General features: G+C 68.7%; 12 protein-coding genes. 2 read left to right on the plus strand and 10 right to left on the minus strand.

From position 1 onward, the window contains the following. Positions 1-9 precede the first annotated feature (9 nt). The 7 genes from Q4I23_RS01265 to Q4I23_RS01295 form a co-directional block, all read right to left on the minus strand. Positions 10-579: a hemerythrin domain-containing protein gene (locus Q4I23_RS01265; RefSeq protein WP_498525048.1), complete on the minus strand. Its 570-nt coding sequence runs from the start codon at positions 577-579 to the stop codon at positions 10-12. Between the two features lie 59 nt (positions 580-638). After that, positions 639-3,782 carry an efflux RND transporter permease subunit gene (locus tag Q4I23_RS01270; protein ID WP_498525049.1) on the minus strand — a complete coding sequence of 1,048 codons (3,144 nt, stop codon included), beginning with the start codon at positions 3,780-3,782 and terminating at the stop codon, positions 639-641. Positions 3,783-3,787: 5 nt separating this feature from the next. After that, complete coding sequence (locus Q4I23_RS01275) at positions 3,788-4,930, minus strand: efflux RND transporter periplasmic adaptor subunit (protein ID WP_498525050.1); 1,143 nt, start codon at positions 4,928-4,930, stop codon at positions 3,788-3,790. A gap of 172 nt (positions 4,931-5,102) precedes the next feature. Beyond that, positions 5,103-5,636: a translation initiation factor IF-3 gene (infC, locus tag Q4I23_RS01280; RefSeq protein ID WP_035673684.1), complete on the minus strand. Its 534-nt coding sequence runs from the start codon at positions 5,634-5,636 to the stop codon at positions 5,103-5,105. 92 nt (positions 5,637-5,728) lie between these two features. Next, positions 5,729-5,932, minus strand: a complete 204-nt coding sequence (gene rpsU, locus Q4I23_RS01285) for a 30S ribosomal protein S21 (protein WP_035673681.1) — start codon at positions 5,930-5,932, stop codon at positions 5,729-5,731. A gap of 286 nt (positions 5,933-6,218) precedes the next feature. Continuing rightward, positions 6,219-6,428: a cold-shock protein gene (locus Q4I23_RS01290; protein ID WP_498525051.1), complete on the minus strand. Its 210-nt coding sequence runs from the start codon at positions 6,426-6,428 to the stop codon at positions 6,219-6,221. Between the two features lie 251 nt (positions 6,429-6,679). Next, entirely contained in the window at positions 6,680-8,413 is a 1,734-nt protein-coding gene (locus Q4I23_RS01295; protein ID WP_498525052.1) for a sensor histidine kinase, read from the minus strand. A 256-nt stretch (positions 8,414-8,669) separates the two neighbouring features. On the opposite strand from Q4I23_RS01295, the gene Q4I23_RS01300 reads away from it, so the two are divergent. After that, on the plus strand, positions 8,670-9,056 hold the full coding sequence (locus Q4I23_RS01300; protein WP_454019437.1) for a response regulator: 387 nt from the start codon (positions 8,670-8,672) through the stop codon (positions 9,054-9,056). 31 nt (positions 9,057-9,087) lie between these two features. Further along, the gene (locus Q4I23_RS01305) at positions 9,088-10,155 is read left to right on the plus strand and encodes a metal-dependent hydrolase (RefSeq protein WP_498525053.1); all 1,068 of its coding nucleotides are present in this window, start codon (positions 9,088-9,090) and stop codon (positions 10,153-10,155) included. A 29-nt stretch (positions 10,156-10,184) separates the two neighbouring features. On the opposite strand, the gene Q4I23_RS01310 is transcribed toward Q4I23_RS01305, so the two are convergent. Genes Q4I23_RS01310 through Q4I23_RS01320 form a run of 3 tightly spaced genes read right to left on the minus strand, consistent with a single transcriptional unit; the run spans position 10,185 to position 13,520 of the window. Next, on the minus strand, positions 10,185-10,895 hold the full coding sequence (locus tag Q4I23_RS01310) for an ABC transporter ATP-binding protein (RefSeq protein ID WP_498525054.1): 711 nt from the start codon (positions 10,893-10,895) through the stop codon (positions 10,185-10,187). Continuing rightward, positions 10,882-12,651, minus strand: coding sequence for a branched-chain amino acid ABC transporter ATP-binding protein/permease (locus Q4I23_RS01315; RefSeq protein ID WP_498525055.1), 1,770 nt, complete (start codon positions 12,649-12,651; stop codon positions 10,882-10,884). The genes Q4I23_RS01310 and Q4I23_RS01315 overlap by 14 nt, the downstream gene beginning before the upstream one ends. After that, positions 12,651-13,520, minus strand: coding sequence for a branched-chain amino acid ABC transporter permease (locus Q4I23_RS01320; protein WP_498525056.1), 870 nt, complete (start codon positions 13,518-13,520; stop codon positions 12,651-12,653). The genes Q4I23_RS01315 and Q4I23_RS01320 overlap by 1 nt, the downstream gene beginning before the upstream one ends. Positions 13,521-13,543 lie beyond the last annotated feature (23 nt).

Here is a 13,543-nt window from a genome sequence, read left to right on the forward strand (position 1 = left end):
ATCGCGGCGCTACAGCAGCAGGGCTTTCTCCCGCTGCACATGGCCCGACAGCCGGGCCGTCTCCCGCTGGTCCAGCGCGTTCCGCAGCTTGGGGAAATCGACCTCCTCCTCCTGCTGGACATGCTCCGCGACCAGCTGCCTCAGCGCGATGACGCGCCGCCGCCACGCGGGGTCGTCCTTCGGCATCTGCTCGAGGGCGTACAGCTGCATCTTCATGTCGGCGTGCTCGCCGTAGAGGTGCCGGGCGTCCGCCTCCTGATGCGCGTGGTCGTGCAGCAGGGGGTAGACGACGTCCTCCTCGGCCATGGCGTGCGCGGCGAGACGGCGCTTCAGGCGGAGCAGAAGCTGCGTCCGCTGGAAGGTCTCGCCGGTGTGCGTCCGCTCCATCGCGTCGAGCAGCGCCAGGATGTGGCGGTGGTCGTCCATCAGGGCGTCGAACGGGTCGCGTGCCATCGTCGTCCCGGCGGCCTGGGCGACCACCGGCGGCAGCAGGCGGCTGCCGAGGATCGCCACGGCGGCACCACTGGCGAAGGCGATCAGGCCGCTTGTGGACCAGAGGTCCTGTCCTCTCCTGCTCATGATGTCCGTGCCTCCCGGGTCCATGGGTGTGTCCGACGACCAACAGGGACCGGGCCGGGTCATTCCGCCGGAAATGTCTTCGCAGGCAAGTCGGCCGGAGGGCGGTGTGGAACCAGCCGTTCGGTCAGGCGCTGGAAGGCGACGAACAGGACCGGCACGAAGATGATGCCGACCAGCGTCGCCGCGGTCATGCCGCTGAAGACCGTCGTGCCGATGGACCGCCGGCTGGCCGCTCCGGCGCCGGTGGCGACCAGCAGCGGCACCGCCCCCAGGATGAAGGCCAGCGCCGTCATCAGCACAGCGCGGAAGCGCTGGCGGGCGCCCATCACCGCGGAATCGATGATGGGGTGGCCGGCGGCGCGCTGCTCCCGCGCGAACTCGACGATCAGGATGGCGTTCTTGGCGGCGAGGCCGACCAGCAGGACGAGCCCGATCTGCGCATAGACGTCGTTGGCGATGCCGGCGACGCTCAGCCCGATGCCTGCCCCCAGCACCGCGATGGCCACGGACAGCAGCACGGCCAGCGGGATCAGCCAGTTCTCGTACTGCGCCACCAGGAACAGATAGCCGAACAGCACCGCCAGCCCGAAGATGATGATCGTCTGGTTGCCGATGCGGCTTTCCTGATAGGACAGGCCGGTCCATTCCGTGGCGTAGCCCGCCGGCAGGGTGCGGTCCGCCACCTCCTGCATCGCCGCCAGCGCTTGGCCGGAGCTGCCGCCGGGGGCCGGGTTGCCGTTGACCGAGGCGGACAGGAACTGGTCGTAGCGGACGAGGCTGTCGGGGGCCAGCATGTTGCGGATGCTCACGATGCTGCGCAGCGGCACCATGTCCCCCGACGAACTCCGCACATAGAGCTGGTCGATGGCCGCCACCTCGTCCCGGTACTCCGCGGCGTCCTGCACCTGGACCTGGAAGACCCGGCCGTAGAGGTTGAAGTCGTTGACGTAGCGCGACCCGAGATGGGACTGCAGCGTGGTGAAGACGTCGCCCGGCGAGACGCCGAGCAGCGCCGCCTTGGTGCGGTCGAGGTCGACGAACAGGTGCGGCACGTCGGGGCTGAAGGTGCTGAAGACGGCCGACAGCCGAGTGTCCTGGTTGGCGGCGACCAGCAGGCCGCGCAGCACCGCGCCGAGCTGCTGCGCGGATTGCCCGCCCAGCGCCTGCACCTGGAGCTGGAACCCGCCGGTGCTGCCGAGGCCGGGGATGGAGGGCGGGTTGAAGGCGGCGATGGTTGCCTGCGGCACCGCGGCGAGCTGCGGCCTCAGCCGGCCCAGCAGCGCGTCCACCGTCTCGGCGGCCCCCCGCTCCCCCCAGGGCTTCAGCACGACGATCTGCAGGCCGACGTTGGAGGCGGCCCCGCTGAGGATGCTGTAGCCGGCGATGGAGATCACATGGGCGACCCCCGGCGTCGCGCGCAGCCGCTCAGTGACATCGCTCATCACCGCCTCCGTCCGGCTGAGCGACGCGGCGTTCGGCAATTGGACATTGACGAAGAAGTATCCTTGGTCCTCCGACGGCAGGAAGGCGGTGGGCAGGCCGCGCAGCAGAAGGAAGGCACCGGCGGTCAGCAGGGCAAAGACGGCGATCCCGATCACCAGCTTGCGCGACAGCCAGCCGACGAGGCCGCCGTAGCGGTCGCGCACCCCGTCCAGCCCGCGGTTGAAGGCGGCCAGCGGGCGCCAGGGCGGGGTCGGCGGACGCAGCAGCAGGCCGCACAGCGCCGGGGTCAGCGTCAGCGACACCATGCCGGAAATCAGGAAGGCGGTGGTGATGGTGACCGCGAACTGCCGGTAGAGCTGGCCGGTGATGCCGGGCAGGAAGGCCACCGGCACGAACACCGCGGCCAGCACCAGGGTGGAGGCGACGATGGCGCCGGTCACCTGCTCCATGGCGATGCGGCTGGCCGAGGGGGCGGGCTGGTCGGGATGCTCCTCCATGACGCGGCGGACGTTCTCGACCACCACGATGGCGTCGTCCACGACCAGCCCGATCGCCAGCACCAGTGCGAACAACGTGATGGTGTTGGCGCTGTAGCCCAGCACCAGCAGAACGGCGAAGACGCCGATGATCGACACCGGAATCGCCAGGGTGGGGATCAGCGTCGCCCGCCAGTCCTGGAGGAAGACGTAGATGACCACCACGACCAGCAGGAAGGTGATGCCCAGCGTCAGCACGATCTCCTCGATCGTCGCGCTGACGAAGCTGGTGGTATCGAACACGACGGCGTAGTCCAGCCCTTCCGGGAAGCGGCCGGACAGCCGGTCCAGCTCCGCCCGCACCGCCTTGGCGACGTCCAGCGCGTTGGCGTCCGGCGACTGGTAGACGACCAGCGTCGCCGCCGGGTCGCCGTCCAGCTTGGCCGTCGAACCATAGCTCTGCGCCCCCAGCTCCACCCGCCCGATGTCGCCCAGCCGCACCACGCCGCCGTTCGGGTTGGTGCGCACGATGATGCCGGCGAACTGCTTGGGGTCGTCCAGCCGGCCGCGGGCGAGGATGGTCAGCTGCTGCTGCTGGCCGTCGGGGACGGGAGGGGCGCCGATCTGCCCCGCCGAGGCCTGGAGATTCTGGTTCTGGATCGCTGCGACCACGTCCGCCGCGGTGATGCCCAGCGCCGTCATGCGGTTCGGGTCCATCCAGACGCGCATGGCATAGGTCAGCGCGCCCATCACCTGCGCGTCGCCGACGCCGGGCACCCGCGCGATGGCGTCGCGCAGGTTGATGCTGGCGTAGTTGGAGATGAAGATCGGGTCGAACTGGCCGCCGGGCGAGAAGACGTTGACGGCCATCAGCATGTTGGACGACTGCTTGCGCACCGTGACGCCCTGCCGCGACACCTCCGTTGGCAGGGTCGGCGTAGCGAGCGACAGGCGGTTCTGCACGTTGATCTGGGCCAGATCCGGGTCGGTGCCCTGCGCGAAGGTGACCGACAGCGTGTAGGCGCCGGTGTCGGTGCTGGTCGAGGACATGTAGAGCATGCCCTCCACCCCGTTCACCTGCGCCTCGATCGGGGCGGCGACGCTGTCGGCGACGACTTGGGCGTTGGCGCCGGGATAGGTGGCGGAGACCTGCACCGAGGGCGGCGTGATCGGCGGGAACTGCGCCACCGGGATGGCCAGGATGGCCAGCGCCCCCGCGATGGTCACGACCAGCGCGATGACGATGGCGAGGTTCGGGCGCCGGATGAACAGGCCGGAAAACATGGGCCTTATCCTCGCGGCTGCTGGGCGGTCTGGGGGGCTCGTTCGGGTTGCACGATCATGCCGGGGCGGACCTTCTGGGCGCCGCCGACGATGATGGTCTCGCCGGCCTGCACGCCCTTGGGCACCGCGATCACCTGATCGAGCTGCGGCCCGGGCTCGATCGGGCGGCGTTGCGCCCGGTTCTGCTGGTCGAGCACCAGGACGTAGCTGCCCTGCTGGTCCTGCTGGATGGCCGACACCGGCACCACCGGCTGCCGCTCGGTCTGCGCCGGGCGGATCAGGACGGTCACATACTGGCCGGGCAGCAGAAATCCCTTGGGGTTCGCGAAGTCGGCGTAGACGGGGATGGTCCCGGTCTGCGGGTCGATTCGGTTGCTGGCAAAGGAGACCTTGCCCTTCTGCTCGTACTCGGAACCGTCGGCCAACCGCAGGGCCGGCACGAAGCGGTTCACCGCGTCGGCCGAGGCGAGATCGGGGGCGGCGCGCTGGACCTGCAGGATATCACGGTCGCTGACCGAGAAGACGACCCGGATGGGGTCGAGCTGGACGACGGTGGCGAGCGGGCCGCTGGACGGGTTGACGAGGTCGCCCACCGTCATCGCGGTGGCCCCGATGCGCCCGTCGATGGGCGAAGAAACGCGCGTGTAGCCGAGGTTCAGCTCCGCCTGCCGCAGCTTGGCCTGCGTCTGCATGATGTCGGCGTCCGCCGTCTCCTGCGCCGCCTGGGCCTGATCGAGGTCGGCCTGGGAGATGTTGCCGCGGGTCCGCAACTCCTGCGCGCGCTGGAAGGCCCTTTGGGCCTCGCGCAGGGTCGCCTGGGCGCGGGCGAGGTCGGCCTTGGCGCTGTCCACGGCGGCTTGATAGGGGGCCTGCTCGATGACGTAGAGCAGGGTGTCCTTGGTGACGTTCTGGCCTTCCTGGAAGGCCACCTGCTCGATGAAGCCCTCGACGCGGGCGCGGGCTTCGAAGTCCTGGATCGCCTGGACGCGACCGATGAACTCGCTGGTTGGGGTGACGTCCCGTTCGCGCACCACCTCGGTCGTAACGGTGGGGGGCGGAGCGTTCGCCGGTTGCTGGGCCAAGCCCCCGCCCGAAGGGAGCAGAGCGAGCAGGCACGAGACGGCGAGGCCGTGGCGAAGGCGCAGCATCGAGGGGGCTCCCGTTCAACCGTGCCTTCTAAACAGGGCCGCGGTGATTGGGTTCAGCGATGCCGATGAAAAGTAGGTTCGATGAGGGAGGCCGGCCGCTGAAAATGCAAGGGGACCGCCCCACGGAGGGCGGTCCCCTTGCTATCAAACATTCCGGCAGGTCAGTGGCCGGTCAACGCGGAGCGATGACCATGACCATCATGCGCCCTTCCATCCGGGGCATCTGCTCGACCTTGGCGATGTCCTCGAACTGGTCGCGCACACGGATCAGCACGTTCATGCCCAGATCCTGGTGCGCCATCTCGCGCCCGCGGAACCGCATGGTCATCTTGACCTTGTCGCCCTCTTCGAGGAAGCGCCGCGCCGCCCGCATCTTCACGTCGTAATCGTGGTCATCGATGTTCGGCCGGAGCTTCAGCTCCTTGATCTCGATGATCTTCTGCTTCTTGCGGGCCTCGTTGGCCTTTTTCTGCTCCTCGAACCGGAACCGGCCGTAGTCGAGGATCTTGCAGACCGGCGGCTCCGCCTGGGGGGCCACCTCGACGAGGTCGAGTTCAGCCTCGACCGCAGCGTCGAAGGCGTCGCGCAGCGAGACCACGCCGATCATCTCACCGTTGGCACCAACGAGGCGCACCGTGCGTGCCGTGATTTCCCGATTGATGCGCGGGCCTTCGCGGACCGGGTCCGCATCGTAGAGTTTAGCTATGTCCTGTCTCCAACGGTCTGTCCGGCGAGGAACCGGAATGGGTGCTGACGGCCCTGACGCCGTCCCTCAATTTAAAGCATCGGCGGCCACGGTCAATAGCCCTCGCGCAGTAGGCGCTTGCGCAGCAGCTTGCGCCGCCGCCGGACCGATTCCGCCGCCTGCCGTGCCCGGCGCTCCGAGGGCTTCTCGTAACGCCGATGCAACTTCATCTCACGAAAAAGCCCTTCGCGCTGCATTTTTCTTTTCAGGACGCGCAGGGCGCCCCCCACATCGTTGTCGCGGACTTGAACGAGCATAGGGCGGCTGTCCTCGCGGTTGTTCCTGTGGAAAGGTTTTTTCGATACGGATGAAGCGGTTAGCCCAAAGTGTCGAGAACGATCTGGCGAATCTCGTGCGGGGTCAGGCGGGGCCACCCAGGCGCCCATGCCGGCTCGGCCACAGGAATGGGCCGTTGATGCTGAGGCTGGGCGGCCTGTGCCGCCCCGGTCAAAGGAAGCTTGATGGTCATGCGGATCCTATTGCCGATACGGGCGAAGCCCGCCGGCCGCTGTTGGCTTATGTTGAAATCCAAGGATGCGGCGCTCAGAGCGCGCGCAGGTCCTCGGCCGAAACCTTGCCCCGCTGCGGGTCACGGACGGCCTCGAACGACAGTTTCTGCCCTTCGTCGAGATGGCCGATGCCGGAGCGGTCGACGGCGGAAATATGGACGAAGACGTCCGCCGAACCATCATCCGGCTGGATGAAGCCGTAACCCTTGGTGGAGTTGAACCATTTCACGGTGCCGTTAGCCATGGGTCTGTTCCCCTGCTGGTGTTGCCCCGCCCGACATCGGGCAGGCATCAAATTCACTTCGGGAAAAGAGACCCAAACCGGATGGCCATGGCTGAGGACAGCAGGCCCCGAAACAATCTTGATCGACTCCAGGTGGGAAGACCTCTCGGCTTTTACAAGCGAGTGCTGAGCGGTGTCGCCCGTTTTCCGCAAAAGAATGGGGCTGATGCAGGACGCTGGCGGGCGTCTGCAACGGCGAGGTCGCGATCACATCACGCGTGAACCGCGACGGGACGGTTCGCGTCGGCGGTGAACGGAACGCTGACCGTGGCTGCGCAGCCTGACCGGGCGTCGAAGGTGATGGTGCCGCCGACCTGCCGAACCAGCGCGTCGACCAGCGTCGTGCCGATTCCCCCCTTGGGCGGCATGTCCGGGCAGCCGATCCCGTCGTCGGCCACGCTCATCGTCAGACGGTCACCCGTTTTCCGCAGCCGGACCGTGACCGTCCCGCCTCTCCCCTCCGGAAAGGCGTGCTTCAGCGCGTTGACGACAAGTTCGTTGGCGATCAGGCCGAGCGGTGTGGCGAGTTCGATGGAGCAGGACACGTCGTCCGTGTCGGGGTGGATGGTGATCGCCTCGTTCGGATGAAGCTCCTGAAGCGCGTCGCAGAGCTGGCGCAGGTGCGTTCCGAAATCGACGTTCATCAGGTCGCCGGAGGTGTAGAGCTGCTCGTGCAGGCGCCCCATCGAGGTTACGCGCCCGGCCAGCGCCTCGATGCGTCCCCGCGACAGGTCCCCCTTGGGCAGGCGGCGCATCTCCACCATCATCAGGCCGTAGATCACCTGAAGGTTGTTCTTCACGCGGTGATGGACCTCGCGAAGCAGAACCGTCTTCTCGGCGACGGTGCCGCGGAGCCGCCGGTCCGCCTCCTGCAGGTCGCTCACGTAGGTGTGCAGCGCCCCGGACAGCGTCGCCGCCTCGGTGTAGCGGCCGGTCAGCGGCAGGACGGGCATCGCGCCGTCCGGGCCCGCCGCCTCGACGGCCCTGGACATGGCGCGCAGGGGCGCCGACAGCCACGTCGCCAGGACGTGACCGACGAGGACCGCCAGCAGGCTGGCGGCGATTCCCCAGGCGATCACCCGGTTCCGCAGCTCGGCGACCGGCGCCATCGCCTGATCGACCGGCTGGCGGAGCACGACGTTCCACCCCAGCCCGGGATAATCCCGGTAGCCCTTCGTCCGCGCCACGCTCGTCAGGAAGCGGCGCCCGTCCGGCCAGGATTCGATCCACGCGCGCCGCCCTTGCGCCGACGCGAAGGCCAGTGGCTTGCCCACCAGGGCTTTGGGTCCGAGAATCACCGTGCCGTCGGCGGAGAGGATCATCGCCTCGACCGCGGCGTCCTCGGATATCTGGCCGAGCACGGAGCGTTCGACCTCCGACGCCCAATCCCAGCTCAGATGGGCGGCGACGACGCCGGTCAGCGTCCCCTGCTCGTCGTGCACCGGCGCCGCCAGATCGACAAAACGCGGAACCTCCATCCGATTGGCGTACAGAAGCTTGGCCAGAACCACCGCGTCGTGCACGTCGCCGACATAGGGGCGGTCGAACCCCTGCTTCCACCAGTCCCGCGCGCTCACATCCATGCCTTCGTAGACGCGGCCGGTCGCCGCCTCGAGAAGGCCGGTCGGCCGGATGAAACCGATCCAGGCATAGTCCGGATAGCTGTCCTGAAGCTTCTGGAGGACGGCGCGCCGCGAATCGCGGGAGGTTTGGGTCGCGCGGATCGTCTCGAGGCTCGTCACGACGAGAAGATCGCGGTAGCGCTCGAACATGCCGCGGTCGAGCTTGTCGGCGACTTGGCCCGCGTAGAGGTGCAACTGCCCGCCGATCACACGCTGGAGCCGTTCCCCGGCTTCGACCTGCAGAATCGCGGCGGTGCCGGCCGTGAAGGCCAGCCCGATACCCCCCAGGCAGGCGATCAGCATTGTCCTCAGGCCGATTTTCAAGGTCGCGGGTCTTCCTTTGTCGCGGGTCTTCCTTTGGTGAAGGCTTCCCCCGGCGTCGCCGTGCCGGTTCCCAGCAGGAAGAATGCACACATCCCCGCGGAACGAACAAGGGCTAGAAGCCCCCCGAAATGGCTGGGGAAACAACCACAGCCCGTTCAGCTTTGTTTTTCATCGCGCCGCCGGTTACAATCGTACCTGGAGCTGGACCACATCGTCCTGCACCCAGGACTGTGTTTACTCTGTATGGTGAGCCGCCATGACCGAACCCCGCCACATCCTGCTGGTCGACGATGAAGCCATCGCGATCATGGCGCTGGAGCATGGCCTGATGGACGAGGGGTTCCGGGTCACCACCGCCTTCAATGGCCAGGAGGCCCTGAAGATCTGGCAGGACGATTCCTTCGACGCCCTGGTCACCGACCTCAAGATGCCGGTGATGGCCGGCGACGAGCTGATCCGCAACCTGCGGAGCGAGGAGCCCGGCCTGCCCGTGGTGGTGGTCAGCGGCTACGCCACCGGCGAGATTTCCGAAAAGCTGAAGGTGAGCTTTTCGCACCCCATAGCGATCATGCCCAAACCCGTGCGCGTCGAGGAGATTTCGGACGCGCTGAAACGGATGCTGGCGATCGCCCCCGGCGCCTGACCCCGGCGCATCACGCGCATAACCGAGGACCATGGACACCGTCACCCAAATGCTTCTCGGGGCCACGGTCGCGCAGGCCGGCTTCCGCCGCCGGCTGGGCCGCCGTGCCCTCGCCGTCGGCGCGGGCATCGCGCTGATTCCCGACCTGGACGTCGCCGCCGGCTGGATCGGTGGCCCCTTCGCCAACTGGGTCCATCACCGCGGCCTGACCCATTCGATCCTGTTCGGCCCGGTCGCCGGCCTGCTGCTCGGCTGGCTGGTCTGGCGCTGGCAGTGCCGTCGCCATGGTCCGGACAGCCCGTCGGGCGACGGCGAGGCGCGGCGCGCCTGGATCTGGCTGGCCATCCTGGCGCTGATGACCCACCCGGTGATCGACGTCTTCACGTCCTATGGGACGCAGTGGCTCTACCCGCTCACCACCACGCGCTTCGCGATCAACGCGATGCCGATCATCGACCCGGTCTACAGCCTGATCCTAGTGTTCTCGCTGGCGGCCGGCGTCGCGCTCCGCAAGCGGGCGGCCCTGGCGCAGGACATCGCGGGCGCGGCGCTGATCCTGGTGTCGGCCTACACGCTCGGCGGCTGGGCCATCAACGATCGCGTCGAGGCAATCGCCCGGGCGCAGACCGGCGGCATGGCCCAGGTGACGGCCTACCCGACCCTGTTCCAGCCGGTGCTGCGCCGAGTGGTGGCCGAAACGCCGGACGCCGTGCTGGTCGGCTTCCACTCCGTTCTGGGCGACGGGGACATCCAGTGGGAGCGGTTCGAGCGGCACCGCTCGCCGGCCATCGAGGCGGTCGCGGCGACCCAGGAGGCCGAGGTCTTCCGCTGGTTCTCGATGGAGAATCTGATCTGGCGTGAACAGCCGTTGGAGTCCAGGAACACCCTGGTCCAGGCGCTCGACCATCGCTACGGCATGCCCGGCGTCTCGTCGCTCAGCTTCTGGGGCATCCGGGCCATCGTCGACCCGGCGGGGAGGCTGGTCGGTCCAGTGGAGACCTTCCAGACCCCCCGTGACGCGTCGGGGGCGGCGTGGCAGGACCTGTGGGTCCGCATCGTCGGCACGGGTCCGGCGGACCGGACCGTCGACGCAGACTGATGGCCGCGCCGACTGATCCCGCGGGTCCGTTACACCGCCAGAGCGACGCCGAGGTGCCGCTCCATGAGGGCGTGGTCGTCCCGCAGATCGGCGGCCGCCCCCTCATGCACAACTTGGCCGCGTTCCAGGATCACCGCGCTCTGCGCGAAGTCCAGGGCGCGGTCCACCTGCTGCTCCACCAGGATCAGGGTGACAGTCAGCTGCGCCAGCGCCTGCATGAGCTGGTCGCAGATCACCGGAGCCAGGCCTTCCAGCGGCTCGTCCAGCAGCAGCACCGTCGGCTGGCCGAGCAGCGCGCGGGCGACCGACAACATCTGCTGCTCGCCGCCGGAGAGCGCGCCCCCGCCGTTGCCCCGCCGCTCCTTCAGGCGGGGGAACAGCGCGTAGGCCTCCTCCAGGGCGGAGCGCGGCCGGCCCTTCAGCCCGGTGACCAGATTCTCCTCCACCGTCAGCGAGCGGAAGATGTCGCGCGTCTGCGGCACGTAGCCCAGCCCGGCCGCCGCCCGTGCCGAGGAGTTGAGGCCGCTCAGCTCGACGCCGTCCAGCCGGATGCTGCCGGCGTGACGCGTCGTCTGCCCGACCAGGGTGCCCAGCGTCGTGGTCTTGCCCATGCCGTTGCGGCCCAGCAGGGCCAGCCGCCCGCCGGCCGGCACGGTGAAGGTCAGCCCTTCGACGATGCGGGTCTCGCCATAGCCGGCGGTCAGGCCGGTGACTTCCAGCGTCCCTTCAGTGCGGCGCATTGGCCCGGCTCCCCAGATAGACCTCGCGGACGCGCGGATCGGTGGTGATCTCCTGTGCCGTGCCGCTGCACAGCAGGCGGCCCTGGGCCAGCACGACGATGCGCTTGGCGAAGCGGAACACCAGATCCATGTCGTGCTCGATCATCAACACGGCCAGATCGGCCGGCAGGCGGTCCAGCGCGTCGAGGATGCGGTGGCTTTCCGAATGCGGCACGCCGGCCGCCGTCTCGTCGAGGATCAGTAGCTTTGGCTTCAGGGCGAGCGCCAGCGCGATCTCCAGAAGACGCTGCTGCCCGTAGGCCAGCGCCCCGACGGCGGTGTCCGCCACCGGGACCAGCCCCATGCCGTCGAGCAGGCCGGCCACCTCGTCGGCCAGCCCCGGCGTGCGCCGGACCGAGGCGAAGACGCGAAAGGTCTTCCGCTCGCGCTCCAGAACGGCCAGTTCCAGATGCTCGCGCACCGTCATCGCGCGGAACAGCCGGGCCACCTGGAAGGAGCGGATCATTCCGAGGCGCACCCGCGCCTGGGCCGACAGGCGGGTGACGTCCTGCCCGGCCAGCCGGATGGTGCCGGCGCTGGGCGCCAGCACGCCGGTCACCAGATTGACGAAGGTCGTCTTGCCCGCCCCGTTCGGCCCGATCAGCGCGCAGCGCTCGCCGGGATGAAGCGCCAGCGTGATGTCCGCCGACACCTGCAGGCCGTCGAAGTTCTTGCTCAGCCCCTGGACGTCGAGAAGCGCGGTCATGCCCGGTTCCCCTTGATGAAACGGTCGGCGAGCGAGGCGATGCCCCCCGGCAGGAACAGCACGGTGCCCATCAGGAACAGGCCGATGAACAGCATCCAATGGAAGGGGTCGATCGCGGCCATGACGTGATGGATGGTCATGAAGGCCACCGTGCCGATGATGGCACCGACGAGCCGACCGGCACCGCCGAGCACCAGCATGACCAGCGCCTCCGCCGACCAGGAGAAGCTGACGCTGTCCAGCCCGACGATGCCGCTGGTCACCGCGGTCAGCGCCCCGGCCACACCGGCAAACACCCCCGGCGACGGCGTAGAGCGTGACCAGATAGCGGCGCGGCGAACCGCCCAGCGCGGCGACGCGCAGTGGGTCCTCCTTCACCCCCCGGCAGGCCAGCCCGAAGGGCGAGCGGACGATGCGCCGCGCGATCAGGAAGCCGACCAGAAGCACCGCCAGCGCGAACAGATAGGAGGAGCGCCCGAACATGTCGAAGCGGAACAGGCCGAACAGCGGGCTGGGATCGATGCCCGACAGGCCGTCGCTGCCCCCGGTGAGGTCGCGCGCCTTGTTGACCACCTCCTGCACGATCTGCACTACGGCGATGGTCAGCATCAGCAGAGTCAGGCCGCGCGCGTGCAGGATCAGCGCGCCGGTGACCAGGGCGACCACACCGCCGGCCACGCCGCCGACAGCGAGCAGGAGGAGCGGGTCGCTCACCAGATGCACCGCGGCGATGCCGGTGGCGTAGGCCCCGGTGCCGAACATCGCCGCCTGCCCCAGCGTCGCGATGCCGCCGAAGCCGAGCACGAGGTCGAGTGACAGGACGTAGAGCGCCGTTGCGGCAATCCGCGTCATCAGGCCGAGGTCGTTGGGGAACAGCCAGAAGGCGGCCAGTCCGGCGGCGGCCAGCAGCGGAAACGCGGCCCCGCCGAGCGCCCGGCGGAGCCGGGGTCCGCGCGCCGCGACCTGCCGGGGCTGGTCAGCGGCAACCGCGCCCGTGTGACTTCCGCTCATCAGGCGGCCCTCCCCTGGAAGAAGCCGTGCGGCCAGCGGAACAGGATCAGGATCAGCGCGGCGTAGAAGAAGAACTCGCCGAAGCTGGGAATCAGGTACTTGCCCGCGGTGTCCACGATGCCCAACGCCAGGGCGGCGGCGGCCGAGCCGAGGATGTTGCCCGCCCCGCCGACGGCGACCACCGCCAGGAACAGGACGATGTAGCGGATGGCGTAATAGGGCTCCAACGGCAGCAGCTCCGCCCCCAGAACGCCGCCCAGCGCCGCCAGCCCGGTGCCCAGCGCGAAGGTCGCGGTGTAGAGGCGCTCCGTCCGGATGCCCAGCGCCGCGGCCATGTTCGGGTCGTCCACGGCGGCGCGCAGCTTGATGCCGAAATCGGTGCGCTCCAGCAGCCACCACAGGCCCAGCACGGTCGCCGTCCCCATGGCGATGACGAAGGCGCGGTGCACCGGGATCGACTTCGGCCCGATCGCCACGGTGCCGAGCAGCGCGTCCGGCAGTGGGATGCGCTTCAGCGTGGGGCCGAACAGGTAATTGATCCCGGCGACGATGACGAAGGTCAGGCCGATGGTCAGCAGCACCTGGGCCAGCTCGTTGGCGGAGCCGTAGATGCGCCGGTACAGCAGCTTCTCCAGCGGCAGCGTGGCGAGCACGGTGAACAGGATCGCCGCCACCAGCCCCACGGCGTAGGGCAGACCCAGCCCCTGCGCGGCGTAGGAGGCGACGTAGCCGGCGACCATGGCGAAGGCGCCGTGCGCGAGGTTGACCACGCGCATCAGGCCGAGCGTGACCGATAGGCCGACCGAGATGATGAACAGGATCATCCCGTAGGCGACCCCGTCCACCACGATGCCGAAAAGCGTTTCCATCAGGAACTCCAGCGCGGACAGGC

It is taken from the genome of Azospirillum sp. UFLA03-27, assembly GCF_059803775.1.

Bases quoted from the DNA above. Each gene is read 5' to 3' on its own strand.
- Q4I23_RS01265 (WP_498525048.1), bottom strand. From the start codon at position 579: ATGAGCAGGAGAGGACAGGACCTCTGGTCCACAAGCGGCCTGATCGCC.
- Q4I23_RS01270 (WP_498525049.1), bottom strand. From the start codon at position 3,782: ATGTTTTCCGGCCTGTTCATCCGGCGCCCGAACCTCGCCATCGTCATC.
- Q4I23_RS01275 (WP_498525050.1), bottom strand. From the start codon at position 4,930: ATGCTGCGCCTTCGCCACGGCCTCGCCGTCTCGTGCCTGCTCGCTCTG.
- rpsU (WP_035673681.1), bottom strand. From the start codon at position 5,932: ATGCTCGTTCAAGTCCGCGACAACGATGTGGGGGGCGCCCTGCGCGTC.
- Q4I23_RS01290 (WP_498525051.1), bottom strand. From the start codon at position 6,428: ATGGCTAACGGCACCGTGAAATGGTTCAACTCCACCAAGGGTTACGGC.
- Q4I23_RS01300 (WP_454019437.1), top strand. From the start codon at position 8,670: ATGACCGAACCCCGCCACATCCTGCTGGTCGACGATGAAGCCATCGCG.
- Q4I23_RS01305 (WP_498525053.1), top strand. From the start codon at position 9,088: ATGGACACCGTCACCCAAATGCTTCTCGGGGCCACGGTCGCGCAGGCC.
- Q4I23_RS01310 (WP_498525054.1), bottom strand. From the start codon at position 10,895: ATGCGCCGCACTGAAGGGACGCTGGAAGTCACCGGCCTGACCGCCGGC.
- Q4I23_RS01315 (WP_498525055.1), bottom strand. From the start codon at position 12,651: ATGAGCGGAAGTCACACGGGCGCGGTTGCCGCTGACCAGCCCCGGCAG.
- Q4I23_RS01320 (WP_498525056.1), bottom strand. From the start codon at position 13,520: ATGGAAACGCTTTTCGGCATCGTGGTGGACGGGGTCGCCTACGGGATG.